This window comes from Pseudomonas sp. GW821-FHT09E04 (genome assembly GCF_059416185.1).
Genome location: NZ_JBWKOR010000003.1, coordinates 441,913 through 466,676, shown reverse-complemented (window position 1 = coordinate 466,676; position 24,764 = coordinate 441,913). Strand labels below are relative to the sequence as shown.

Here is a 24,764-nt window from a genome sequence, read left to right as displayed (position 1 = left end):
ATGCGCGCCTTGAACCTCGACTTTCAGCCCCGTCCACGTTCCGGCCCGTTGGGCTGGAGCCTGCTCGGCGGCGGTGTGTTCCTCGCGCTGGTGTGCTTCGGCGTGCAGCAGCACCTCGGCGATCAGGCCGAACAGCAGCAAGGTCACTTGCAGCACACCCAGCGCCAACTCACCGGCGACAGCGGCACCAAGACCAGCCTGAGCCCGGCGGAAACCCGCGAGCAGGCGCAGAACCTCGCTGAAATGCGCAAGGTCTCGCAGCAACTGCGCCGCCCGTGGGAACGCCTGTTCGCCATGCTCGAAGCCATGCCGCGCGACGACATCGCGTTGCTGACCCTGACCCCGGATGCCCGCAAGGGGCAGGTACGGATCAGCGCCGAGGCGCGGGATCTGCAAGCGATGCTGGATTTCCACAAACGGCTGGAGGCCAGCGACGAGCTGTCCGACGTGTCGCTGCTGAGCCATGAAATCGTCGTCAAATCGCCGGAGCAACCGGTGCAGTTCAACCTGTCGGCAACCTGGGAGATGGGCGATGCGAATCCCTAGACTGATCGTCCACGAATACCTGCAAGGCCTCGGCGTTCCGGGTCTGGCCGGGCTGGCGCTGCTGCTGGTCACCGTCGCCTGGGCACTCGGTGGTTTGCTGCCGGGCTGGCAATCGCTGCAACAGCTCAGCCAGCAAACCCAGGAGGCCACCGAATACCTGGCCAAGGTCGAGGACGGCAGCATTGCGCCACCGGTGGTGCCGCAACGTCAGCTCGATGATTTCCGCAACAAGCTGCCGGCCCAGCCGCAAGCGACCGTCGCCATCGACCGTATCTACGCCTTGGCCGCGCAGGAACACATCACCCTGGCGCGCGGCGAATACGCCCTTGGCGTCGATCCCAAGACCCATCTGGCGCGCTACCAGATCCTGTTGCCGGTGCGTGGCAGCTATCCGCAACTGCGCCGCTTCCTGCATGCCTTGCTCGGCCAGTTGCCGGCGGTGGTGGTGGAAGACGTCGAGTTTCAACGCAAGAAAATCGCCGACACCGACCTCAACGGCCGGATCCGTATGACCCTTTACCTGTCGAGGTCGTGATGAACACCAAGCGCGTAACAGGGTGGGTGGCGTTCTTTGGCGTGGCGGCGGCGCTGGCCTGGTTGCCCGAATATTTTTCGCCGAGCGACGACGCGGACGCCACTGACGTCGCCGTCTCGACCCCGGCCAAAGCCACCGCCCGTGGCGCCTTGCCGGCCAGCAGCGCCAAGGCTGGCGCAGCCCCGATCAAGGACTTGAGCCCGGCCGGCGACCTGTTCGCCGCCAAATCCTGGAAGGCCGCGCCGACTCTGGCCACCGTCACCGAACAACCCGTCAACCTGACCCCGGTGGTGCAAGCCCCGAGCCTGCCACCGGTGCCATTCCAGTTCGTCGGCCGCCTGCATGACCGCAGCGACCTGCAGGTGTTTTTGCAGGACGGCGAAAAAATCTACGTCGTGCGCAACGGGGATGTGATCGACGACACCTGGAAGATCACCGGCATTTCCGATCTGGAATTGAGCCTGGTCTACCTGCCTCTGCATTTGTCGCAGACCTTGTCTGTGGGGAGTACGCAATGAACAGATCCCGTTTGCTGATGAGCCTTGGCCTGTGCGCCGGGCTGGCTGCGTGCAGCACCGCGCAGGTTGCCAATAAGGAAGCCGCTGACCTGATCGAGCAGGGCCAGTACGAGGCGGGCCTGGCCCGGATCCAGGAAGGCTTGCGGGAAAACCCTCGCGACACCGAACTGCACCTGCTGCTCAACAGCAGCCGGGCCAAGGCGATCACCGCGCTGCTGACTTCGGGCGACACCGATCGTGCTCGCCGCGACTTCGCCAACGCACGCCTGGCCTACAGCCGGGTGCTGACCATCGAACCGAACAACCGCCGCGCTCAGGATGCTCTGCGCCAACTCGACTACCTGCGCAGCATGGACGAGAAGCTTGAGCTGGCCCGTGGCGACCTGCGTCGGGGCGATATTTACGGCGCCGACCGGCAGGTCAAACAGATCCTCGAACTCGACCCGAAAAACGACGGAGCACTGGAGCTGCAAGGCAACATCCGTCTGGTGCAGAGCCGTAACGTCATCCAGTACCCGCAACTGCGCACCCGGCTCGACCGCCCGGTGACCCTGGAATTTCGCGACGCCAACCTCAAGACCATTTTCGAAGTGCTGTCCCAGGTCGCCGGGCTGAATTTCATCTTCGACAAGGACCTGCGCCCGGACATGAAAGCCACGATCTTCGTACGTGACGTGCGTATCGAAGACGCGGTGGCCTTGCTGCTGCAACAGAACCAGTTGCACCAGAAAGTGGTGAATGAAAACACCTTGCTGATTTACCCGGACTCGCCGCAGAAGCTCAAGGACTATCAAGAGCTGGTGATGCGCACCTTCTACCTGACCAGCATCGACGCCAATACCGCGCTGAACATGATCAAGACCATGCTCAAGACCCGCGATGTGTTCGTCGACGAACGCCTGAACACCCTGACCATGCGCGACACCGAAGACGCGATCCGCATGGCCGAGAAACTCCTGCAATCGCAAGACCAGTCCAACCCCGAAGTGGTGCTGGAAGTGGAAGTGATGGAGGTCGCCACCCAGCGCATTCTCGATCTGGGCCTGCAATGGCCGAGCACCTTCGGCGTGCTCAACAGTGACGGTTCGCCCGTCACGCTGCTGGGCCAGCTCAAGGGCATCAACTCCGACCGCATCTCGATCGGGCCATCGCCGCAGGCCAAGATCAACGCACAGGACAACGACATCAACACCCTCGCAAGCCCGGTGATCCGCGTCAGCAACCGTGAGCAGGCGCGTATTCACATCGGTCAGCGCGTGCCGATCATCAGCGCCACCTCGGTGCCGTCCACCCAAGGGCCGGTGATCACCGAAAGCGTCACTTATCTGGATGTCGGTCTGAAGCTTGAAGTGACCCCGACCGTGCACCTGAACAACGAAGTGGCGATCAAGATCGCCCTGGAAGTGAGTAACGCCACACCGCTGGAACCGACCCGTCAGGGCACGATCCCGGTGCAGGTCGATACCCGCAATGCGCAAACCTCGCTGCGTCTGCACGACGGCGAAACCCAGATCCTTGCCGGCTTGGTGCGCAACGATCATGGCGCCACCGGCAACAAGATTCCGGGCCTCGGCGACATTCCGGGGCTGGGCCGGTTGTTCGGCAGCAACAAGGACACCATCGGCAAATCGGAACTGGTGCTGTCGATCACTCCAAGGATCGTGCGCAACCTGCCGTACCAGAGCCCGTCGGACATGGAGTTCCCGACCGGCACCGAAACCAGCATGCACATCCAGGCACCGGATCGCTCGCAGAACTTCGTGATGCCAACGCCTGCCGCGCAGCCTCGGGCCATCGGTGATGCCGCCGTGGCAACCACTCGTGTCACTGTCGAGAAGCCTTGATCATGAACGCCTCCCAGCGCGGTTTTACCTTGATCGAAGTCGTGGTGACGCTGGCCCTGATCGGCCTGCTGGCCGGCATGGCCGCGCCGCTGACCGAGACCCTGGTTCGGCGTGGCAAGGAGCAGGAACTGCGCACCGCGCTGTATCAGATTCGCGATGGCATTGACGCCTACAAGCGTGCCTTCGATGCCGGCTACATCGAGAAGTCGCTGAACAGCAGCGGTTACCCGCCGAACCTCAAGGTGCTGGTCGAAGGCGTGCGCGATGTGCGCAGTGCCAAGGGTGCCAAGTTCTACTTTCTGCGCCGGATACCCCGCGATCCGCTGGTGCCGGCCAAACGTGACGACAACGGCGGTTGGGGCTTGCGGGCCTACGACAGTTCAGCCCAGAACCCGCGCGATGGTGAAGACGTGTTCGACGTCTACTCCCACGCCAAGGGCCGTGGCCTCAACGGCATCGCTTACCGCGAGTGGTGACTCTCATGCGCCGGGAAAAGGGTTTTACCTTGCTCGAACTGATGGTGGTGATGGCGATCATCGCGACCCTGATGACCATCGCCTTGCCGCGCTACTTCAACAGCCTCGAGGCCTCGAAAGAGACCACGTTGCACCAGAGCCTGTCGGCCATGCGCGAGGCGCTGGATCACTACTACGGCGACACCGGGCGTTATCCCGATTCCATCGAGCAACTGGTCGAACAGCGTTACCTGCGCAACGCGCCACTGGACCCGATCACTGAACGCAATGACCAGTGGGTGCTCGTCGCACCGCCGGAAGGTGTGGCGGGCGGCGTGGCGGATATCAAGAGCGGTGCTACCGGGAGGGCGCGTGATGGCAGCCAGTATTCCGAGTGGTAAGCGCGCGGAGCAGGGTGGGTTCACCTACCTGGGCGTGCTGTTCCTGATCGTGATCATGGGCATGGGCCTGGCCAGTGCCGGCGAGCTGTGGTCGACGGTTTCGCGGCGCGATCGCGAGAAGCAACTGCTGTGGGTCGGCACTCAATACGCCCAGGCGCTGCGCAGCTACTACCGCAGTTCACCGGGGCTGGCGCAGTACCCGAAAGATCTGGCCGACCTGCTACAGGACGAACGTTTTCCTGAGCCACGGCATCACCTGCGCCAGCTCTACCCGGACCCGATTGGCGGCGGTGAATGGGCGCTGCAACGGGGCTTCGACGGGCGCATCACCGGGATCAACAGTCCGTCTACCGAGGTGCCGTTGAAACAGGCGGACTTCCCGTCGCAGTGGTCGGATTTTGAAGGCATGCAGCGTTATTCGGACTGGCAGTTCGTGGCCGAGAAAGCCTTTCTCGATGGCACCGGCCCTGGCAACGGATCCCCGGTCAAAGGCCAGTCGGCCCTGCCGCAGGCGTTGCAGCCATGAGCCGGCAATGGTGGTGCGCGTTGATCCTCGCAGCCGTGGCGTCTTTCGCCAGCGCCGCCGAGGAAGACGAAATGATGGGCTTCATCGTCGACGACACGATCTCGCACATCGGCCACGACTTTTACTACTCGTTCAGCGAACGCCTGCGCGACACCAGCCCGATGGATTTCAACCTGGTGGTGCGCGAGCGCCCCGACGCGCGCTGGGGCAGCCTTGTGACCGTGGAATATCAGCAACGCCTGGTGTATCGGCGCTTCCTGCCGCCGAACACCGTAGAACTGAAGGACGAGGCCTACGAGGCCGCCGACTCGGTTCGACTGGAGGTCGTCCGGCGCAAGCTGGAAGCCTTGTTGCAGGACACCACCGACCTTGAGAAGGACGAACTATGAACACGACAACGTTCTCACGGCGCCGCGGATTCTGGATCTCGGGGTTGTTGATCGGGCTTGCCAGCGCCGCCGCCGTCCAGGCCACCGAGCTGGTCTACACACCGGTCAACCCGTCGTTCGGCGGCAACCCGCTCAACGGCACCTGGCTGCTCAACAACGCCCAGGCGCAAAACGATTACGACGATCCGGACCTCAAGAAACGTACGACGGTGGCCGGCACTTCGGCGCTCGAACGTTTCACCAGTCAATTGCAGTCACGGTTGCTGGGGCAACTGCTGGACAACATCTCCACCGGCAACACGGGGAGCCTGTCCACCGACGCTTTTATCGTCAACGTCGTCGACGACTCCGGGGCACTCACGATTGAAGTGACCGACCGAGCGAGCGGCGAGGTTTCCGAAATTCAGGTAAACGGCCTCAACCCATGACGGGATGACGGTTCCGGGGAGTGATGGACATGAAAAAAATAATAGCGCTAGGGCTGATGTTGGCGGCATTACAAGGGTGTGGTCTGCGTGAGCCGATGTCGGCCGAGCAGGACACCGACACTCCGACCCTGACCCCCAGGGCCTCGACCTACTACGACTTGCTGAAAATGCCGCGACCCAAGGGCCGCTTGATGGCGGTGGTGTACGGCTTCCGTGACCAGACCGGACAGTACAAGCCGACCCCGGCCAGTTCGTTTTCCACCAGCGTCACCCAGGGTGCGGCGTCGATGTTGATGGATGCCTTGCAGGCCAGTGGCTGGTTTGTGGTGCTTGAGCGTGAAGGGCTGCAGAACCTGCTGACCGAACGCAAGATCATTCGTGCGTCGCAGAAAAAGCCCAATACGCCGGTGAACATCCAGGCTGAACTGCCGCCGTTGCAGGCGGCGAACATGATGCTTGAGGGCGGGATCATCGCTTACGACACCAATGTGCGCAGTGGCGGAGAAGGGGCGCGGTATCTGGGGATTGATCTGTCCCGTGAGTACCGGGTGGATCAGGTGACTGTGAATTTGCGCGCGGTGGATGTGCGCAGCGGGCAGGTGTTGGCGAATGTGATGACCAGCAAGACGATTTATTCGGTGGCACGCAGTGCCGGGGTGTTCAAGTTTATCGAGTTCAAGAAGTTGCTTGAGGCTGAGGCGGGGTATACGACCAATGAGCCGGCTCAGTTGTGTGTGTTGTCGGCGATTGAGGCGGCGGTGGGGCATTTGTTGGCGCAGGGGATTGAGCGGCGGTTGTGGCAGGTGGCGGGGGATAATTCTTCGCCTGCTGGGGATGAGACTTTGAATCGGTATTTGACTCAGAACAAGGTGGATCCTGAGGCTGAGTGAACTTGGCGGCCTTTGGGCCGACCAGGTTCTTTTGGGGTTGTGTGTATATCCGTTTTTTGGGTGTTGCCACTGGCGGTTTCGCTCTTACAGCGACTCCCTTTGGCAAACGCCCCAAAGGAAGCAAAGGTCTGGGCCCCGGCGTTCGGCCCCTCGCTGGGGCTCGGGGTTCCTTCGCTCCGGGATTCATCCGGGGGCATCGCCTCCGGTTTGCTTCGCTGCACCTCCTCTCGATGTGTTCGACTTCGTCGAACGGCGCTACGCGCCCACCCCCGGATGAATCCCTCCACTCAGCCTGCCGAAGGGGCCAGCACGTCAAAAGCTTTACTTGAGCTAACGCTCATCGTGTTGAGTGGTGAGAGGCGAAAAGCAGAAAGCAGAAAGCAGAAAGCAGAAAGCAGAAAGCGGACTGCTTTTGCTTTGATCGTTCCCGCGCTCCGCGTGGGAATGCAGCCCGGGACGCTCCGCGTCCCATTCTCGAATGTTTAAAAGTTGTGTCTGTTTTAACGATCCTTCCCACAAGGTTTTCAGGTTGTCCGTCGGAAGCGCGGGCTCTAGCCTGTTTCGGTCGCTGCCAATTCAGCGATCGGGCATGGAAACCCGCGTAACAACAGAGCGCACAAGCGCCATTCATAACGTATCCTGCGCACCTTCATGGTGTGCACTTTGTTATGGCGGCTGTGCGTAGGAGACCTCGTGTCTGCCGGGTTGCTCTGTCCCGGGTTTCCAGCCTGCGTACAGCTGCCACCTATTCGCTTGGAAACCGAATAGGGCCAGCTATAACCGTCATACAGGGTAAAAAATCATGAAGAAACCAACACCCAACCCACCCGAAAACCAGGCCAGTCTCGAAACCGACCCAACCTCCCCATACACCTCCATCAACTCGAAAAAACTCCACGAAGCCGCCGAACGCGCCCTCGATCATTACCTCTGCCCCAGCGCCCACATCATGGGCAGTGTCAACGAACCCGCCCCGATGTACCTCGCCAACCCGGCCTACAACACCGAATCCCTGCTCGCCAACGCCTGCGAGTCCCTGGGCTCCGCCAGCGAAATGCTCAACAACTTCGCCGCCACCCTCGACCCCGCCCACCGCAAGACCGCGCTGGGTATCGCACAGATCCTCATGTTGAGTGAGCTGGCCGTAAATCAGGCCTTGGATCATGTCGAGCTGAAGGACTGATCAAGCAACATCCCCAATAAAAAACGCGACTCGGCAATGGGGTCGCGTTTTTCACATTCAAATTGGAGTCACCATGGATCCCCTGATCTCCACAGTCGTTTCAGATTTCGAAAGCGAGGAGCAGGCCGCCAGCTATGACCTCTGGTTTTGTGCCGAAGCCCAGGCGTCAATCGATGACCCGCGTCCAAATATTCCGCATGAGCAAGTGATGGCTGAAATACAGGTATTGATGGAAGAGGCGCATCGCAAGTACGAGGCACTCGAGGCGTCGAAAAAGGACTGCATCGCAGCACCAGATTGATCGTTCCCACGCTCTGCGTGGGAATGCAGCCCCTGACGCTCCGCGTCAGTTTCGCGAGCTGGAACGCGGTGCGTCCCTTGAAGCATTTCCCACTGAGTCGGTTCGACGTGGGAACGATCAACGACTCAAACGTCAGCGCAAAAAAAAGCGCCCCCAAAAGAGAGCGCAATTTTTGCTTCAGTGAGGTTATTCATTCTGTGACCGAGCGCCACATCACGGATATTCCTGACGTGCGTGCACAACACCCAGAATATTTATCCGGCCCACCGCTTGGTAAATAAGCAGGTAGTTGGGATGTACGACCATCTCACGAGTGCCGGGAGTTCGCCCCACTCGATAGAGGTGTGGATGTTTGGCAAGGGTAGCCGTGGCGGTTTCAATAGCGTTTGAAAGCTTGTTAGCCGCTTTGAAATTACGGTCACTGATGTAGTCAAGAATGTGCAGGAGTTCAGCCCGAGCTTCGGGCTGCCACTCAACCTGCATCGTATTTTTTACGCTTTGCTTCCATCAGGGCATGCATTTCGGCCATCACTTGGTCATTAGGAATGCTCGGGCGGGGGTCATTCATGGAAGCTTGTATTTTGGCGATCAACCAACGGTCATAACTCGCAGCCTGTTCCTCGGGACCAAGATCCGAAACAACCGGGCACAGTGGGTCGATCAAAGACGGGTCGATCATGGAACCTCCGGGTTTGGTGCCAGGAAGTCTATTCGGTAATGGTATCGCTGTCGTCGCTGTCTGGATGAATTGCATGTGGGCCAAGCTCCGTGGGGATCAATGTGTCCCGGCAAATCCTAGAGCCTGCACTTCCGACGGCCAACCGCCAGAATTCGTCAGAAAACTCCCCGATTTTCTGAAAACGTTCCGTTTTCCGTAGGACGCCACTCAAGCGTCAGCGCAAAAAAAACCGCGACCCTCAACAGATCGCGGTTTTCCAACACTCAACCCTTACTGCTGCAAAACCGTCGCCTGGTTAGCCGACCCGAACTGCTGAATATTCGCCGTCTGTGTCATCCCGCTCTGATCCACATTGGCAATGTTCCCGGTCCCGCCCTGGGTCACGTACGCCACGTTCATGGTGTCAGCCTGTTTCACGGTGATCATGTTGTCGCTGCCATACAGCTGCGCGGTGTACGCCTGGTTGCCGGTGCCCGACTGGTCGAATTCGGTGCTGTTGCCCGTGCCGTTCGAGGTGCCTTGGGCCAGGTTGGTGGTGCCGCGTTGATCGGAGATCAGGATGTTGTCGCTGCCGTTCTGATCGAAGTACAGCTCGTTGTAGGAATCAGCCTGGCTGACCGTAGTTTTGTTGCCGGTGCCAGTCTGGTGGGTCGTCATGATGTGGCCGACGCCGTCCTGGGTGAAGCTGGCGATGTTGCCGTTACCCGCCTGATTGATCGTCGCACGCTGGTTGCTGCCGAACTGGCCGCCGTGTTGCGGGCCTTTCCAGTTGCTGGCGTAGACTTTGTTGTCGTTGCCCACGGAGGTGGCGTTGAGCGTGTGACCGTCGCCGCTCTGGTAGGTGTAGTGCACGTTGCCGTTGCCGACTTGATAGAGCGACAGCGTCGAGTTGACCGATTCGAACTGGTCGGCGTAGATGGCGTTGGTGTTGCCGACCTGGGTGACGGCGGCGGTGTTGTTTTCGCCGAAGCTCTGGTCGACCACGGTTTCGTTGCTGTCGCCGTATTGGTTGACGGTGGCCTGGCTGGCCAGTTGCGAGTCTTGCCAGATTTCGCTGCCGTTGAGGTTGCCGAACTGGTTGATGGTGATGTTGCCGCCGGTGCCGTTGCGTTGGTCGGCGTAGCCGTAGTTGTTTTCGCCGGCCTGGTTGATGCCGATCTGCCCGCCGTTGTGGGTGACCTGTTCGGCGGTGCCGTAGTTGGCGGTGCCGTATTGGGTGATCACCGAGCTGTTGCCGCTGCCTTCATAGAGTTGCTCGATGTTGGCTTCGTTGCTGTCACCGAACTGGAAGGTCTTGCCTTCGCTGCCGTTCTGCGAGTCCTGGTAGACGAACGAGAAGTTGCCGGTGCCTTGCTGCTGTTGCAGGGCGGTGTTGGGGGCGCCGAAGCCCAGCGACTGGCTGGCGTGGGTGGTGTTGAAGGCGCCGACCTGTTGTTGGGTGATGGTGCCATTGTCTTCGTAAAGTTGTTCGGCATAGGCGGCGTTGTAGTCGCCGACCGCGTCCTGGGTGATGACGCTGCTGGCGGTGTCTTGCACGGCGGCGGCGTCGTTGCCTTGGCCGAGTTGGGTCTGGGTGGCGCTGCTGAACGGGGCCTGGGTCTGCTTCACATTGGCGATGTTGGCAGTACCGACCTGGCTCTGGGTGGACAGGCTGTCGTCGGCCATGGCCTGGGCACTGATCATGACCAGGATGGCGGCGGTGAGGGGCGTCAGTTTGAACATGATGAACTCTCCGATGATTGCAGTGCTTAGCGATATTGCTTGACCGAAACGCTCATGCCGTTGCCCGACTGGGTCACGGCGCTTTGCAGCCCCGTGCCGGCCTGCTCGATGCTGGCGTCGTTGTTGTTGCCGTTTTGCGAAATCTGCGCGCGGTTGTGGCTGCCGTTTTGTGTGATCGATGCGGCGTTGCCGGAACCGTTTTGCGTGATCAACGCCATCAGGTCGCTGCCTTGCTGAAGGATGTACGCCTCTTGATTGCTGCCCGACTGCACGATCTTTCCAAGCAGCGACTGACCGTTCTGCGAGAGCAGCGCGAGGTTGGCCTGGCCGTTCTGGTCGATCAGGGCTTGCTGGCCCACCGGGGGCGGCAGTTCACCGAGGTCGGCGGAGGGCGCCAGGTCGTCGTTTTCCATCAGGTCGTCGGCGCGCACGCCCGCACCGCCGCACAGGGCGAGCAGGCAAAGCAGGGCGGCGGTCGGCGTGTTCATGGCGTTGTCCTGTGGTGTGTCGTGTTGCGCAATCCTGAAATCGTGGCTGAGACCGGCCCCACCCACTCCGCGCCAGGCGGTGTGGGGTGGGTGGGGCGTGGGCTCAGAGGGTGGTCACCGAGATGGTGCGTACGGTGCCCTGGGACGAACGGATGGTGGCGGTCGGGTTGGCCGATGGCACCACCGTCGTGTTGTTCAACGTCAGCCGCCAGCGTCCGGTGACCGGTACCGTCGTCGTGCCCAGGGTGACCAGTCCGGTCGGGGTGGTGACCTGCACGGTGATGGTGTTGCCGGTGGTCACCGATGAGGTGCCGGCGAAGTCCCAGTTGAAGCGGTTGCCGGAACGGGCCTGCACGGTCGAGGTGGTGATCGTGAAGGTTTCCGCCGCTGGCCGTGGCGACACTTGCACAGTGACCGTGGCCGGCGTTGACTGGGCGCCGAAGCTGTCCCGGGCGATGTAGGTGAAGGTCGTGGTGAAAGCGGTGGTCACGGTGGCCGGTGGGGTGTAGGTGATCACCGTGCCGTCAGTGCTGACGGTGCCGCGTCCTGCCGGCGGTTGGGTCAGGCTGGCGACGCCCAGCGGCGTGTTGCCTTCCGGATCGGTGTCGTTGGCCAGGACGTTGATCGGGATCGCCACGCCCAATGTGGCGACGCTGTCGGCGACGGCGGTCGGTGGCCGGTTCGGCGCGACGCTGATGGTCACCGTGGCCGGGTTCACCGAGGCCAGGCCTTTGCTGTCCTGGGCCTTGTAGGTGAAGGTCGTGGTCAGCGGTGCGTTGACCACGGCTGGCGGGGTGTAGACCACCGAGGTGGTGCCGTTCAGGGCAACGGTGCCCTGGCCGGCCGCCGGTTGGGTCAGCGCGGTGATGGTCAGCGGTACGTTGCCGTCCGGGTCGTTGTCGTTGGTCAGCACGTTGAGGGTGATCGGCACGCCGAAGCTGGTGCTGCCGGTGTCGGCGACGGACAGCGGTGCCTGGTTTTCACCGGTGTCCGGCGCGTTGCCGACGACTACGACCGGCTCGGTGTCGCTGCCGCCAGCGGCGGATTTGACCGTGACGGTGGCCGGCGGCTGGGTCAGGTCGGCGACGGTGATTTTTTGCAGGGTGCCGGTTTTCGACAGGCGTCCGTAACCTTGGGCAACCATGTCCGGCACGGCGACTTCATCAGTCGACGTGGCTTCGATCAGCAGGCTGTGGTTGGCCCAGCTGTAGCGGGCGGTCTGGATTTTCACCACGTCGGTGAGCTTGGCCGATACCGAAGTCGGGCGCGTTGTCCCGGCCGGGTTGGTTGCAGTCACGACAATCACCGATGGCAGGGTCCCGTTGCCCAGACGCTGGCCGAAGAACAGACCGTTGTTGTCACCCAACAGACTGGTCTGGCACGGCGTTTTCGGTGGACCGGGCAGCAGCGCCAGGGTTTCGCGGAAACACAGGGTCGAGCTGCTGTCAGCCTTGGCGAACACTTCGGTACGCACACCGGCCGACGTCCGGCGATAGGTGGCGCGATCGAGGGCGACGTGGGTCTGTTGACGGTTGTCGAGGACCTTGCCGGCGACGGTGAACAGGGTGGTCTGAATCGAGCCGGCGCCCGAGGGACCGTCGATCCGCACGAAGTTGGTGTTGAACGGGCTGCCGGTCACCGCTTCGGTGAGGTTCGGGTCACCGACGAAGGTTTCGATGCTGCCGGTGTCCGGGTTCACTTCGGTGTACGGGCCGTTGATGCTGCGCAGGAACGGTCCGATGGCGCCGTTGAGCGCACCGCTGAAGTTGCCCGGAGCGCCGATGCCGACGTCCTTGGTGATGTTGATTGCCCGCCGGCCTGGCGTGGTGACAGTGACCGTTTCCACACCGTACGGGTGGGTGATGGTGTAGGTCCCGGCCACGGGCACGTTCACCCGGATGCGGATCCGCGCAAAGCTCTGCTGATCGCCATCCACCGGGTTTCCCGAGGCGAAGGCCGCTTCGATCCCGGCAACATACGCGTCCATACCGAAACCGGCGCCGTTGTTGGGGATGTTGGTTTCCGCCAGGAACCAGAAGGCTTCCGGTGGCCAGTTATCGGGGAAGACCATCGGCAGCGTGTCGTCGAAAATCCCCGGTTCCGGCAGCAGGGTGCACATGTACGCCGGCGGGGTGGCGGCCGGCACTCGCGAGCTGGCGGCGCGGGACTGGCAGAGCTCCATCGACAGCAGGTTGTTGTCCTGGTACCACATCGGGAATTTCCCGGTGGCGAAGGTGTAGGGGCCGGGATCGACGGCGGCCAGTTGCGCGAACGCACTGCCGGTCAGCGAGATTGTCAGCCCGAGCGCGTTGAGCGCGAAGCGTGGCCACTTGTTCATGATGCCTCCTGATGCGGATCTGGGCATGTGAGCGTTCATTGCACGATGACCACTTCTTCGGTATCGCTGCCGCCGTTGGACGACGTCACTCGCACCTTGGCCGGTGGGATCGGGGTGATCCCGGTGGTCAGGGTTTTCACTGCGCCGTCACCGCCCAGCGCACCGATGGCGGCGCCGCTGCCGGAGGTGGCGGTGAGTACCGGCGGCGAGGTTTCGTCACTGGTCGAGGCCACCAACGTCAGTTGCCCGGAGCTCAGGCTGTACTCGGCGCGCTGGATCACCACCAGGTCGGTCAGGGTCATGGGCAGGGTGGTCGGCGAGCTGGTCGCGATGGCCAGGTGGTTGTCGGCGGTCACTTGCAGCGTGGTCGGCAAGGTCGGGTTGACCTGCGATTGCGCGTACCAGCTGCCGGTGCTGTCGGCCTCTTTGAGGTTGAGCACCGGCGTGCTGCTGGTGACCGCGACGGTGGCCGGAGCAGGCGGGGCTTTGACGAATACGTCTTGTTGGGCGACCGGGGCGCTGTCGCCGGGTTTGCGCGAGTAGGTGCTGCGTTCGGTGATCAGCGGTGTTGGCCGAACCACCGTCGACAACTTGCCGGAGACGGCAAACACCGTGGTGCGCAGATCGATCCCGCCGGGGCCTTCGATGCGGATGAAGTTGGTGTTGAAAGGACTTCCGGTCACCGCTTCTTCAAGGTTCGGGTCGCCGATGAATTGTTCGGCACCGCCCGCCGGATTGGTCTCGGTGTACGGCCCGTTGACGCTGCGCAGGAACGGCCCGACGTCACCCTTGAGCGCGCCGTCGTAGGTTTTCGGACTGCCGATGCCGATGTCGCGGGTCATGTTGATCGCGCGGCGACCGGGGGTGTCGACGGTGAACACTTCGACGCCGTACGGGTGAGTGATCACGTAGGTCCCGGCGGTGGGTACATCGACCCGGATGCGGATGCGGGCGAAGCTGATCTGGTCGCCTTCCACCGGATCGCCGCCACTGAACGCCGCTTCGACGGCCGAGCCGTAGGACAGGTTGATGCCCCGGGCCGCATCGACAACGGTGCCGTCGGCGGTGAACCAGAACGCTTCGTCGGGAAAGTTGCTCGGGAAGACGATCGGCTGGGCGTCGTCGAACACACCGGGTGTCGGAATCAGCGAGCACATGTACGAAGGGGCGCCAGGCGTGCTTGGCACGCGCGAGCTGAGCGCTTTGGACAGGCACAGGTCCAGCGTACGACCGTGGGTGTCCTGATACCAACTGGCAAATCCGCCGGTCGCCGGGGCATAGGGTCCGGGATCGACGGCGAACAGAGCGGCCTGGGCAATGCCCTGGGCCAAGGCGCTCACGACCAGGACGGTCGCGGTTTTGGACAGTAAAGGGTGCATGAGTTAATCCCTCTATCGAAGTGCCTGCCCCTTGGGGGTGGGTCAGTTGCAGAGGGGCTTTACAACTTCCATACCAACGACCCCGTAACGGTCGGGAGAAGCCCGTGGCGCAAGGGTTGGCAAGTGAGGGTGGGGATTTTTTGCAGCGCGGGCATCGGGCGACAGTCCCCAGGATTGGGGATTGTGGGGCTCAGTCGGCAGAGCGGATTTGCAGATCGATGATCGTGGGGCCGTTCACCCCCCGCATCCGGGCAATCACCCAACGGTGGGCTATAACCCTATAGGGACGTATCGGGAAGTCGCCGCCATGAACATGCAGTCAAAATCGCTACCGGTCGAGGAGAGCAGCCTGCGGCTGGGCTCGCGCAAGCAGCCGTTCAATCTGCTGCGCTGGTTTTCATTGATCAGCATGGCGGTGATCGGCACGGTGGCCGTGGCGCTCGGGACGGTGTCTACGCGATTCGTGATCGAGGAAAGCGTACAGCGCGATGCCTTGCTGACCGCGCAGTTCATTCAGGCCATCGCGTCGGCGGAAGTGCGTCACGTCTCGATCCCCAATATCCGCACCATGGGCGAGTTGCTCGACCCGCGGCAGGACAACGATTTTCCCGACGTAGACCCAGCGGCCCGGGCCAATGCCCGAGGCGAGTTTCTCGATCACATTGCCCACTTGCCGGACGTGATTCTCGCCAACATTTATGCGCCGGATCGTCTGGTGATCTGGTCGACCAACCCGGCGCTGACCGGTACGCGGATTCACGCCGATGAAGACCTCGACCGGGCGTTCAATGAAAAGATTCCGGTCTCGGCCAGTTACCACGACGTCGACAAGGGCCGTGAAGAGCAGAAGTTCGTGGTGCCGCCGGAATACATCTTTATCGAGAACTACATCCCGTTGTTCGACGCCGATGGCAAGAACGTCACGGCGATGGTCGAGATCTACAAGGAGCCCAAAGACCTGATCGCCCGCATGGAGCGCGGTCTGACCCTGATCTGGCTGGCCACGGCGCTGGGCGGCGGGCTGATTTATCTGGGGCTGTACTGGATCGTGCGTCGGGCGGCGATCCTGTTGGCGGTCCAACAAAAGCAACTGATCGCCAACGAAACCTTCGTTGCGCTGGGCGAGATGTCCTCGGCGGTGGCACACAGTTTGCGCAACCCGTTGGCGACCATCCGCTCCAGCGCCGAACTGGCCCTGGAATTCGACGCGGGGCCGGCGCAGAAGAACATCAAGGACATCATCGGCCAGGTCGATCGCATGTCGAAGTGGGTGCGCGAACTGTTGCAGTCACTGCGACCGCTCAACGACGAACCGGAGCCGGTGAACCTGGTGGCGGCGCTGCACGAGAGTCTGGTCGCGTTCGAGCAGCAGATCGCCAAAAACGCGGTAAACGTGGTGTTTCATCCGCAACAAACGCCGATGGTGCTGAGCCAACCGGTGCAACTCACGCAAATCCTCAACAGCCTGTTGGCCAACGCACTGGAGGCGATGGACAAGGGCGGCACGCTGACCATTACGCTTGAGCCAACGGACAGCCGAGGTGTCAGCGTCATGCTCAGTGACACCGGCAAAGGCATGAACGAAGAACAGCGCAGCATGGCGTTCCGGCCGTTCTTCACCACCAAGCAGGGCGGGCTCGGCGTAGGGCTGGTGCTGGTCAAACGGATCATGGAGCGCTTCGGCGGCGGCGTGACCCTGGACAGCCGCGAAGGCGAGGGCACCACCGTTCGTCTGGCGTTTCAGCTCATCCAGTAAATTGGGGTGAACTTCCCCCAGGAGCGGGTGTCAGGCCCCGGTCACCGGGGAGTGGGGAATGCAACAGCGTCTGTAACGGCTTGTTTCAACGGGGATTAATACTTTGGCGAGGTAATTGCAAAACACCATCACCCCTTCCTTAGATGAGGCGGCTGGTGATGGACAGAGCAACGCGTTACCCCAACAAGTTATTCCTGCTGACGCCGTTAAGCGTCTTTCTGGCATTGACCCTCGGCACCATGGCGGGGGTTCGAGCGAGCCCGATCGATGACGAGAACCAGCCGGAAGCCTCCGACCCGTCGGCGTACTACGACGAGCCGGCCGATGAGCCGGCGGCACTCAACGCCATCCTGACCATGCCCGAGGCCAACGAAGATTCCTTCGATCTGCCTGACGGGGTGAAAGGCACGCGCAACACCACGCGTTCGGAAAACATCCTGCCGCCGACCGTGCAGACCAGTTTCAATTACCCCACGAATGGCAAGCCGAGCCCGTTGTACGGCGCCCAGCCGTTCACTCAGCAAATCGTATTGTTCGAAGAGTTCGGCCCGGAAAAACTCGACCCGACCACCCCGGCCGCGCCGTTGGGCTTTCCGCCCGCTGCCATCGGCCCGGCGCCGGCCCAGGACCCGAACAGCGTTGCCCGCAGCGCGCCACCCGGCACGGCGCTGGACGCGTTTTTGCGTCAACCGGGGCTGACACCGTTCCCGAGCCAGTTCTCCAACGTCGTCGACCGTAACCCGTGGCAGTCGCAAATCGAGTTGTTCCTCAACCGTCACATCGGCTCGTCCGCCGAAGGCCGGCCACCGGGAAAAGGCTGGGCTCACCAGCGCTGGAACGAGTTCTACCCGCAAGTCGCCTACAAGACCGTGCAGACCGGCGCGCGTCTGAATGGCGGTCTGCGTGACAGTCGGCAGATGCACGGTTATGCCGTCGGCGAGTTCGGCCCCGGCGGTCTGTACCACAACGTCGCTGGCGTGCCGGCGACTGATGGCACGGCCAAGGGCGTCGATGCACGTTTCCACCCGGCGATGCCAGTGCAGAACCACAATTCGGTGTGGACCTTCGACGGCACGCTGCCGCCGAAACTGCTGATGGTGCGCTACGGCCAACCGGTGATGATGCGCCACTACAACGGCTTGCCGATCGATCCGTCAGCCAACCGCGGTTTCGGCCTGCACACCATCACCACCCACGAGCACAACGGCCACGCACCGGCGGAAAGCGACGGCTATGCCAATGCATTTTTCTTCCCCGGCCAGTATTACGACTATCGCTGGCCGATCCAGCTCGCCGGTTACGACAGCATCAACACCAAGGCTGAAGACCCGCGTGCGGCGTTCCCGTGTGCACCGGGGGAAACCCTGTGGGTCAACGACCTTGCACCTGCGAAGAAGACCTGCGACCACGGCACCATCAAGATCCGTGGCGACTGGCGCGAAACCATGAGCACCCACTGGTTCCACGACCACATGCTCGATTTCACCGCGCAGAACGTCTACAAGGGCAACGCGGCGATGATGAACTACTACAGCGCCCTGGATCGCGGCAACGAATCGGTGAACGACGGGGTCAACCTGCGTTTCCCCAGCGGCAGCGCCTTGCCGTGGGGTAACCGCGACTACGACGTCAACCTGGTGTTCGCCGACAAGGCCTGGGATCAGGAAGGCCAGTTGTGGTTCAACCCGTTCAACACCGATGGCTTCATCGGCGATCAGGTGCTGGTCAACTGGCAGTGGAAACCGACCCTCGACGTGCGTGCCCGCAGTTATCGGTTCCGCATCCTCAACGGTTCGGTCTCGCGCTACTTCAAACTCGCGCTGGTACGGGAAATCAAAGGCACCGGCGGTGAATTCCAGGGGCCGAAGAACTCCGGTGTTTCCTACAGCCGGGTGCCGTTCCACATGATCGCCAACGACGGCAACATCATGGAGCACAGCGTGCCGTTCGATGGCTCGATGGATCTGGATGCCGACGGCGACAAACAGAACCACAACGCGATCCTGCCGACCCAGGGCATCGCCGAGCGGTTCGACATCATCGTCAACTTCTCGAAAAACGGCATCAAACCGGGCGACAAGCTGTTCTTCGTCAACCTCCAGGCCCAGGACGACGGCAAAGGCCCGAAAGAGACGATCTCGCTGTCCGACGTGCTCTCCGAGAAGTACCTGGCGGTGATCAAGCAGACCAGCAAAGGCCCGCAATGGGACAGGGGTGATCCGGCAGTGGGCAAGGTCTTGCAGCTCAACGTCAAGCCTTTCACCGGGCAGGACCTGGCCATGGACCCGGCAGCCTACGAACCGGCCAAACCGGGCAAGGCTGAAGGCATGGTGATGATCCCGCTGAAGATCCACCGCGACAACGCCGCCGACAAGGCGCTGCTGGCCAACGCCCGTCACCGGACCTTCACCTTCGGCCGCAGCGACGGCACCGATGAAGCACCGTGGACGGTCAAGACCGATGGCGGCTTCGGCTTCCACATGGACCCACGCCGGTTGAACGCCTCGACCAAATTGGCCAGCGGCCCGACCGATGCCGGCACCGCGGGGTTCGGCACCCTGGAAGTGTGGAACATCAAGCTTGGCGGCAAGGGCTGGAGCCATCCGGTGCACGTGCACTTCGAGGAAGGGATCATCCTCAGCCGTGGCGGCAAGGCCCCGCCTGAGTGGGAAAAATGGGCGCGCAAGGACGTCTATCGCATCGGCTCGGAAGCCGACGGGTTGGACAGCGTGGAAATGGCAATCAACTTCCGCGAGTTCGCCGGGACTTACATGGAGCACTGTCACAACACCCAGCATGAAGACAACTCGATGCTGCTGCGTTGGGACCTCGAGAAACCCGGCCAACTGCAATTGATGCCGACACCGCTGCCGAGCTGGGATGGCGTGCGCTACGTCAACTCCGCCGCGCTGCCAACCTTCCGCACTGGCGATGGCTTCGGCCCGCAAGTGACCGTGAAGAAATGAAAAGGGAGGGAGCCGACATGACCCAGCCAACGCCGCGCTCCCGCGCCTTGGGCATGCACTTGATCCTGGTGCTGGTCACCTGCCTGCTCGGCAGTCAGGTGCTCATCGCTCATCAAGTGCAGCCCGAAGGCGCCAGCGAATCCGCCACCCCGTGGGGTGGCGACTATTTCCCCAACACCCTGCTGACCGATCAGGACGGCAAGCAGGTGCGCTTTTTCGATGACCTGATCAAAGACAAAGTGGTGGTGATCAACTTCATCTTCACTTCATGCAGCGACTCCTGCCCACTGGAAACCGCACGCCTGCGCCAAGTGCAGAAACTGCTGGGGGATCGGGTCGGCCAGGACATCTTTTTCTACTCGATCAGCATCGACCCTTTAAGCGACACCCCCGAAGTGCTCAAAGCCTATTCGCAACGGTTCAAGGTCGGCCCTGGCTGGAAATTCCTCACCGGCGAATTCGAAGATGTCACCGACCTGCGCAAGAAGCTCGGGTTGTTCATCGAAGGCGTCGACAACGGCCGCACCAAGGATCACAACCTGAGCCTGATCGTCGGCAACCAGAGCACCGGGCGCTGGATGAAGGCGTCGCCGTTCGAGAACCCGTGGATCCTCGCCGATCAACTGGCCAACACCCTGCAGAACTGGAAGCAGCCAAGTATCGAGGAAAGCTACGCCAATGCGCCGGACATTCGTCCGCCGAGCAATGGCGAAGAACTGTTCCGCACTCGCTGCGCTTCATGTCACAGCCTCGGCCCGCAGGACGGCGAAGGCATCGGCATGCGCAACATCGGCCCGGACCTGATCGGCGTGACCCGCCAACGCGATCCGGCCTGGCTCAACCGGTGGATCCGTGAGCCGGATCGAGTACTGGCGGAAAAGGACCCGATCGCACTGCAACTGTTCGAACAATACGAGCGGATTCCGATGCCCAACCTGCGCCTGGACGAGCTGTCGGCGCAGTCGATCATCGACTTTCTGCGCGATGAAACCGAGCGTCAGCACCCCACCACGCAGCCCTTGGCTGACGGGGCGTTGACGCCAATAACACCGGCCGCCAGCAGCGAAACGGTGAGTCGCATGCGCTAGCGGCTAAATAGCATCATTGAGTCCTGTATCACGGTCATTGCCACCTACACTCAGTCGTGAGGTGGCTGTAACCGGTTCGATACACAACGCCAGGGCACCCCCCATGCAACGACTGGAAGAACAAAAAACACCTGCGCCGAATGTCGCGGCAGCAGCCATCAAGAGTTGGGGCGGACAGTTCAATCTGCTGCGCTGGTTCTCGCTGGCCAGTTTTTTCATCATCGCGGCGGTGGCGCTGGGGCTGGGCTATATCTCCACGCGTTTTGTGGTCACCGAGAGCGTGGAGCGCGATGCGTTGCTGACGGCGCAATTCGTCCAGGCCATCGGCGATGCGGAAATGCGCCATGCCGGCATCACCCCCCTGCGCACCATGGGCGAAATGCTTGACCCGCGTCAGGACGAAAATTTCCCCGACGTCGATCCGGTGGCCCATGGCGCGGCCCGGGCCGAATTTCTCGATCATGTCGAACACTTGCCGGACATCCTGCTGGCGACGGTCTACGCCCTGGATCGCTCGGTGATCTGGTCGACCAACCCGGAGCTGATCGGCGTGAAATTCGAGGACGATGACGAGCTGGACGAATCCTTCGAAATGAAAGTGCCGGTGTCCTCCAGCTATCACAAGATCGACGACGAGAAACCCGAACAGAAGCTGTCCCGCGAACCCAAATACCTGTTCATCGAAAACTACATTCCGATGTTCAACGCCGACAAAAGCAAAGTCATCGCCATGGTCGAGATCTACAAGGAACCGGCGGATCTGGTGGACCGCATCGACCGTGGTTTTGCTTCGATCTGGGCGGCGACGATCCTCGGTGGCGCGGCGATTTATCTGGGGCTGTTCTGGATCGTGCGCCGTGCCTCGACCTTGCTGCAGAGCCAGCAACAGCAACTGATCAGCAACGAAACCTTTGTCGCGTTGGGCGAGATGTCTTCGGCGGTGGCTCACAGCTTGCGCAACCCGTTGGCGACCATCCGTTCCAGCGCCGAACTGGCCCAGGAAGTGGCCAGCCAGAGCGCCCAGCGCAATATCGGCGACATCATCAGTCAGGTCGACCGCATGTCGCGCTGGGTGCGCGAGTTGCTGGTGTCGCTGCGGCCGATGAACGATGACGGTGAAGCGGTGGACCTGCTGGCGGCGGTCGAAGACACCCTGGGCGCGTTTGATGCGCTGATTCGGCGTAGCGGGGTCGACGTGCGATTCAACCCGCAGGACTGCCCGCCGGTCGTCAGCCAAAGGGTGCTGCTGACGCAGATTCTCAATAGCCTGTTTGCCAACGCCCTGGAAGCGATGCCCAAGGGCGGCGTGCTGAGCGTCGACATTGAAACGTCCCACGCCGGCCAGGTGTGCATGACCCTGGGCGACACCGGCAAGGGCATGAGCGCGCAGCAGCAACAGCTGGTGTTCAAACCGTTTTTCACCACCAAGCAGGGCGGCCTCGGGGTTGGCCTGGCACTGGTCAAAAGAATCATGGAGCGTTTTCAGGGCTCGGTCGTATTGACCAGCCGCGAGCAGGAAGGAACCCGCGTCAGTCTCAACTTTAAAGTGGCATCGGGAGGGGAATATGGAACACAGCATTCTGCTGGTCGAGGATGACGAACTGTTGGCCGACAATATTCAGACCTACCTGGAGCGCAAAGACTTCGAGGTGACGGTTTGCCATTCGGCTGAAGACGCGCTGGGGCAACTGGAAAGCTTCATGCCGGACATCGTGCTGACCGACAACTCGCTGCCGGGCATGAGCGGTCACGACCTGATCCAGAAGCTGCGCATCAGCGCGCCGGATCTGAAAGTGATCATGATGACCGGTTACGGCAACGTCGAAGACGCGGTGGTCGCGATGAAGGAGGGCGCCTTTCATTACGTCACCAAACCGGTCGCGTTGCCGGAGCTCAAACTGCTGCTGGACAAGGCTCTGGCCACCGAGCGGATGGAGCGCACGCTGTCGTTCTATCAGGAGCGCGAGGCGCAGAAATCCGGGGTGCAGGCGCTGATCGGCGAATCGGCACCGATGCAGCACCTGAAAAACACCATCGGCCAATTGCTCGAAGCCGAACGCCGCATGACCAACGGCGATCTGCCGCCGGTGCTGGTGGAAGGTGAGACCGGGACCGGCAAGGAACTGGTGGCGCGTGCGCTGCATTTCGACGGCGCGCGCAGCAAAGGCCCGTTCATTGAATTCAACTGCGCGTCGATCCCCGCCAACCTGGTGGAATCGGAGCTGTTCGGTCACGAGAAGGGCGCGTTCACCGATGCCAAGGATCGTCGCGTCGGGCTGGTGGAAGCGGCTGACGGCGGCACGCTGTTTCTCGACGAAATCGGCGAAATGGATCTGGTGCTGCAGGCCAAACTGCTGAAGTTGCTGGAGGATCGCACCATTCGCCGGGTCGGCTCGGTGAAGGAGCGCAAGGTCAACCTGCGGGTGATCAGCGCCACCAACTGCAACCTCGAACAGATGGTGCAGCAGGGCAAGTTCCGCCGTGACCTGTTCTTCCGCCTGCGGATCATCTCGATCAAGGTGCCGCGCCTGTATGCCCGGGGCGACGACGCGTTGCTGCTGGCGCGGCATTTTCTCGCCAGCCACGGCAAGCGCTATGGCAAACCGAATCTGCACTTCAGCCAGCAGGCCGAAGAGCTGCTGCTCAATTACACCTGGCCGGGCAACGTGCGCGAACTGCGCAACATGCTCGAACAGACCGTGCTGCTGGCGCCGAACGACATCATCGCCGCGCACCAGTTGAACGTGTGCATGAGCCTGGTCGACGAGCCGCCGCTGCATCAGCATCACGAGGTGCCGCACTTCGAACCGCGCCCGGCGAGCAACACCGAGTCGATGAACCTGCCGGAGGTCGAGCGCGACATGGTGCGCAAGATGCTCGACAAGACCGACTGGAACGTCACCAAGTCCGCCCGCTTGCTGGGCCTGAGCCGCGACATGCTGCGTTACCGCATCGAGAAGCTCGGCCTGGCACGCCCGGACAAACGTCAGTGGTAGACCGCGTTACTCCGAGGGTTCGGCGGGCTCAGGCACTCCAGCAGGCACGTCGGGTCCAGCACCTCGTCATTGACGTAGATGCCGCGCTCGGCATCGTACGTGCGGATAAACACCCGCACCGTCGCATCGGCCACGGTCGGCAGTTGTGAATCGTGGAAGTCGTGGCGATCGGGGATCACCACGAAATCCTGCGGCGTGGTGTCATCGAACGGCCGTGGCGGCTGGGCATTCAGCGACGGCGGCGCCGGGTGGGCGAAGGGCTGGTTCGGCCCGTAGTAGTTGAAGTTGCTGTCGAGGGCTTGTGCCTGTGTGGCGGCGAGCAGACAGGCGGATAACAGCAGCCGGTTGAATGTTTGCATGGCGACACCTGTGGAAGCGGTTTTCCCCAAGGCTATTAACTATAGCCGCCCGTTGGCTTACAAGTTCGCAACAACCTGGATCGGCAGGCTCAACTAGACTCGGGCCGCTCAATCAAGAGCATCGTCCGGAGTGCGCCATGGAAGTGCCAAACAACAAGAACGCCATCGAAAGCAATCGTCAGGCGTGGAACGATTCAGCCCGTCATCATCAGGAATCGCCCGAGTGGCAGGCCTTGTTGACCGAGGTCGCCCAGGCTGATTTCTCCTGCCTCGACTCAACCCTGCTCGGTTTGCTGGAGCAGGTCGGCGTCGATGGCAAGGACGTCGTGCAACTGGGTTGCAACAATGGCCGCGAGAGTCTCTCGCTGTTCGCGCTCGGTGCGCGGAGTGTCGTCGGGGTCGACCAGTCGGCGGCGTTTCTCGAACAGGCCCGGGAGCTCAACAGCCGCTCGCCGCACAAGGCCGAATTCGTCGAAACCGATATTCATCACCTGCCCGAATCACTGCGCGGTCGCTTCGACGTGGCGCTGATCACCATCGGCGTCCTCAACTGGATGCCCGACATCGGCGAGTTTTTCCGCCATGTCGCCTCGACCCTCAAACCGGGCGGGCAACTGGTGATCTACGAAACCCACCCGTTCCTGGAAATGGTCGATCCTGACGCCGAGGATCCGTTCCGCCTCGCGACCTCGTATTTCCGCGAAGAACCGTTCGTGCAAGAGGAACCGATTGTCTACGTCGGCAAGGTCGAACAACAGGCCGCGCCGTCGTACTGGTTCGTGCACAACCTCGGCGCCATCTTCACCGCCGCCCTCGAAGCGGGGCTGAACATCGCGCATTTCAAGGAATACCCGCATTCGAACCGGGAAGAGGCGTATGACCAGTACTTGAACCGCGAGGCGCAGATGCCGATGTGTTTTACGTGGGTGGGGGTGAAAAACTGAGGCAGGTACAGAAGGGAGGGTCGAAAGCCGCTC

25 protein-coding genes are annotated in these 24,764 nt (G+C 61.8%); 18 read left to right on the top strand and 7 right to left on the bottom strand.

The window, feature by feature from the left end; genetic code table 11:
- The 12 genes from AC07N4_RS13290 to relB (AC07N4_RS13235) all read left to right on the top strand — a co-directional run bounded on the left by AC07N4_RS13290 (position 1) and on the right by relB (AC07N4_RS13235) (position 8,016).
- A complete protein-coding gene (locus tag AC07N4_RS13290; protein WP_493066691.1) occupies positions 1 to 546 on the top strand; it encodes a PilN domain-containing protein in 546 nt (181 codons plus the stop codon).
- A complete protein-coding gene (locus tag AC07N4_RS13285; protein ID WP_493066692.1) occupies positions 533 to 1,081 on the top strand; it encodes a GspMb/PilO family protein in 549 nt (182 codons plus the stop codon). The genes AC07N4_RS13290 and AC07N4_RS13285 overlap by 14 nt, the downstream gene beginning before the upstream one ends.
- The gene (locus tag AC07N4_RS13280; protein ID WP_096821320.1) at positions 1,081 to 1,599 is read left to right on the top strand and encodes a hypothetical protein; all 519 of its coding nucleotides are present in this window, start codon (positions 1,081 to 1,083) and stop codon (positions 1,597 to 1,599) included. Before AC07N4_RS13285 ends, AC07N4_RS13280 begins: the two co-directional genes overlap by 1 nt.
- Positions 1,596 to 3,443: a secretin GspD/PilQ domain-containing protein gene (locus tag AC07N4_RS13275; RefSeq protein WP_102622382.1), complete on the top strand. Its 1,848-nt coding sequence runs from the start codon at positions 1,596 to 1,598 to the stop codon at positions 3,441 to 3,443. The genes AC07N4_RS13280 and AC07N4_RS13275 overlap by 4 nt, the downstream gene beginning before the upstream one ends.
- 2 nt (positions 3,444 to 3,445) lie before the next feature.
- Positions 3,446 to 3,919 carry a type II secretion system protein gene (locus tag AC07N4_RS13270; RefSeq protein WP_085733232.1) on the top strand — a complete coding sequence of 158 codons (474 nt, stop codon included), beginning with the start codon at positions 3,446 to 3,448 and terminating at the stop codon, positions 3,917 to 3,919.
- A 5-nt stretch (positions 3,920 to 3,924) separates the two neighbouring features.
- Complete coding sequence (locus AC07N4_RS13265) at positions 3,925 to 4,299, top strand: type II secretion system protein (protein WP_096821322.1); 375 nt, start codon at positions 3,925 to 3,927, stop codon at positions 4,297 to 4,299.
- On the top strand, positions 4,274 to 4,825 hold the full coding sequence (locus tag AC07N4_RS13260; protein ID WP_096821323.1) for a type II secretion system protein: 552 nt from the start codon (positions 4,274 to 4,276) through the stop codon (positions 4,823 to 4,825). The genes AC07N4_RS13265 and AC07N4_RS13260 overlap by 26 nt, the downstream gene beginning before the upstream one ends.
- Positions 4,822 to 5,214 carry a curli production assembly/transport protein CsgE gene (csgE, locus tag AC07N4_RS13255; RefSeq protein ID WP_248744527.1) on the top strand — a complete coding sequence of 131 codons (393 nt, stop codon included), beginning with the start codon at positions 4,822 to 4,824 and terminating at the stop codon, positions 5,212 to 5,214. Before AC07N4_RS13260 ends, csgE begins: the two co-directional genes overlap by 4 nt.
- Positions 5,211 to 5,642 (top strand): curli assembly protein CsgF, encoded by a 432-nt coding sequence (locus tag AC07N4_RS13250; RefSeq protein WP_102622383.1) that lies wholly within the window; start codon positions 5,211 to 5,213, stop codon positions 5,640 to 5,642. The genes csgE and AC07N4_RS13250 overlap by 4 nt, the downstream gene beginning before the upstream one ends.
- A 29-nt stretch (positions 5,643 to 5,671) precedes the next feature.
- Positions 5,672 to 6,532 carry a CsgG/HfaB family protein gene (locus AC07N4_RS13245; RefSeq protein ID WP_273537123.1) on the top strand — a complete coding sequence of 287 codons (861 nt, stop codon included), beginning with the start codon at positions 5,672 to 5,674 and terminating at the stop codon, positions 6,530 to 6,532.
- A gap of 802 nt (positions 6,533 to 7,334) precedes the next feature.
- Positions 7,335 to 7,715 carry a DUF6124 family protein gene (locus AC07N4_RS13240; RefSeq protein WP_493066693.1) on the top strand — a complete coding sequence of 127 codons (381 nt, stop codon included), beginning with the start codon at positions 7,335 to 7,337 and terminating at the stop codon, positions 7,713 to 7,715.
- A 73-nt stretch (positions 7,716 to 7,788) separates the two neighbouring features.
- Positions 7,789 to 8,016 carry a type II toxin-antitoxin system RelB family antitoxin gene (relB, locus tag AC07N4_RS13235; protein ID WP_493066694.1) on the top strand — a complete coding sequence of 76 codons (228 nt, stop codon included), beginning with the start codon at positions 7,789 to 7,791 and terminating at the stop codon, positions 8,014 to 8,016.
- Positions 8,017 to 8,229: 213 nt separating this feature from the next.
- On the opposite strand, the gene AC07N4_RS13230 is transcribed toward relB (AC07N4_RS13235), so the two are convergent.
- From AC07N4_RS13230 to AC07N4_RS13205, 6 genes are all read right to left on the bottom strand, one after another.
- Entirely contained in the window at positions 8,230 to 8,499 is a 270-nt protein-coding gene (locus AC07N4_RS13230) for a type II toxin-antitoxin system RelE/ParE family toxin (RefSeq protein WP_493066695.1), read from the bottom strand.
- Positions 8,489 to 8,695, bottom strand: coding sequence for a type II toxin-antitoxin system RelB family antitoxin (gene relB / locus AC07N4_RS13225; RefSeq protein ID WP_085613439.1), 207 nt, complete (start codon positions 8,693 to 8,695; stop codon positions 8,489 to 8,491). The genes AC07N4_RS13230 and relB (AC07N4_RS13225) overlap by 11 nt, the downstream gene beginning before the upstream one ends.
- Positions 8,696 to 8,965: 270 nt before the next feature.
- Positions 8,966 to 10,417, bottom strand: coding sequence for a curlin (locus AC07N4_RS13220; RefSeq protein ID WP_493066696.1), 1,452 nt, complete (start codon positions 10,415 to 10,417; stop codon positions 8,966 to 8,968).
- 26 nt (positions 10,418 to 10,443) lie between these two features.
- On the bottom strand, positions 10,444 to 10,905 hold the full coding sequence (locus tag AC07N4_RS13215; RefSeq protein WP_102622387.1) for a curlin: 462 nt from the start codon (positions 10,903 to 10,905) through the stop codon (positions 10,444 to 10,446).
- 103 nt (positions 10,906 to 11,008) lie between these two features.
- Positions 11,009 to 13,243 carry an Ig-like domain-containing protein gene (locus tag AC07N4_RS13210; protein ID WP_096821331.1) on the bottom strand — a complete coding sequence of 745 codons (2,235 nt, stop codon included), beginning with the start codon at positions 13,241 to 13,243 and terminating at the stop codon, positions 11,009 to 11,011.
- 35 nt (positions 13,244 to 13,278) lie between these two features.
- Complete coding sequence (locus tag AC07N4_RS13205; RefSeq protein WP_096821332.1) at positions 13,279 to 14,622, bottom strand: hypothetical protein; 1,344 nt, start codon at positions 14,620 to 14,622, stop codon at positions 13,279 to 13,281.
- 307 nt (positions 14,623 to 14,929) lie between these two features.
- Here AC07N4_RS13205 and AC07N4_RS13200 point away from each other — a divergent pair, with 307 nt between their 5' ends.
- The 5 genes from AC07N4_RS13200 (at position 14,930) to AC07N4_RS13180 (ending at position 23,428) form a co-directional block, all read left to right on the top strand.
- Complete coding sequence (locus AC07N4_RS13200) at positions 14,930 to 16,378, top strand: sensor histidine kinase (RefSeq protein WP_096821333.1); 1,449 nt, start codon at positions 14,930 to 14,932, stop codon at positions 16,376 to 16,378.
- Positions 16,379 to 16,536: 158 nt separating this feature from the next.
- Complete coding sequence (locus tag AC07N4_RS13195; RefSeq protein ID WP_493066697.1) at positions 16,537 to 19,344, top strand: multicopper oxidase domain-containing protein; 2,808 nt, start codon at positions 16,537 to 16,539, stop codon at positions 19,342 to 19,344.
- A gap of 17 nt (positions 19,345 to 19,361) precedes the next feature.
- Positions 19,362 to 20,432, top strand: a complete 1,071-nt coding sequence (locus AC07N4_RS13190; RefSeq protein ID WP_493066698.1) for an SCO family protein — start codon at positions 19,362 to 19,364, stop codon at positions 20,430 to 20,432.
- A 103-nt stretch (positions 20,433 to 20,535) separates the two neighbouring features.
- Positions 20,536 to 22,029, top strand: coding sequence for a sensor histidine kinase (locus AC07N4_RS13185; protein ID WP_493066699.1), 1,494 nt, complete (start codon positions 20,536 to 20,538; stop codon positions 22,027 to 22,029).
- Positions 21,998 to 23,428 carry a sigma-54-dependent transcriptional regulator gene (locus AC07N4_RS13180; protein ID WP_096821337.1) on the top strand — a complete coding sequence of 477 codons (1,431 nt, stop codon included), beginning with the start codon at positions 21,998 to 22,000 and terminating at the stop codon, positions 23,426 to 23,428. The genes AC07N4_RS13185 and AC07N4_RS13180 overlap by 32 nt, the downstream gene beginning before the upstream one ends.
- Here the strand turns inward: AC07N4_RS13180 and AC07N4_RS13175 are convergent.
- Positions 23,419 to 23,787 (bottom strand): hypothetical protein, encoded by a 369-nt coding sequence (locus tag AC07N4_RS13175; protein ID WP_096821338.1) that lies wholly within the window; start codon positions 23,785 to 23,787, stop codon positions 23,419 to 23,421. The two genes, AC07N4_RS13180 and AC07N4_RS13175, sit on opposite strands and share 10 nt — an antisense overlap.
- A gap of 137 nt (positions 23,788 to 23,924) precedes the next feature.
- Here AC07N4_RS13175 and AC07N4_RS13170 point away from each other — a divergent pair, with 137 nt between their 5' ends.
- Entirely contained in the window at positions 23,925 to 24,731 is an 807-nt protein-coding gene (locus AC07N4_RS13170) for a class I SAM-dependent methyltransferase (RefSeq protein WP_493066700.1), read from the top strand.
- The last annotated feature ends 33 nt before the right edge of the window (positions 24,732 to 24,764 follow it).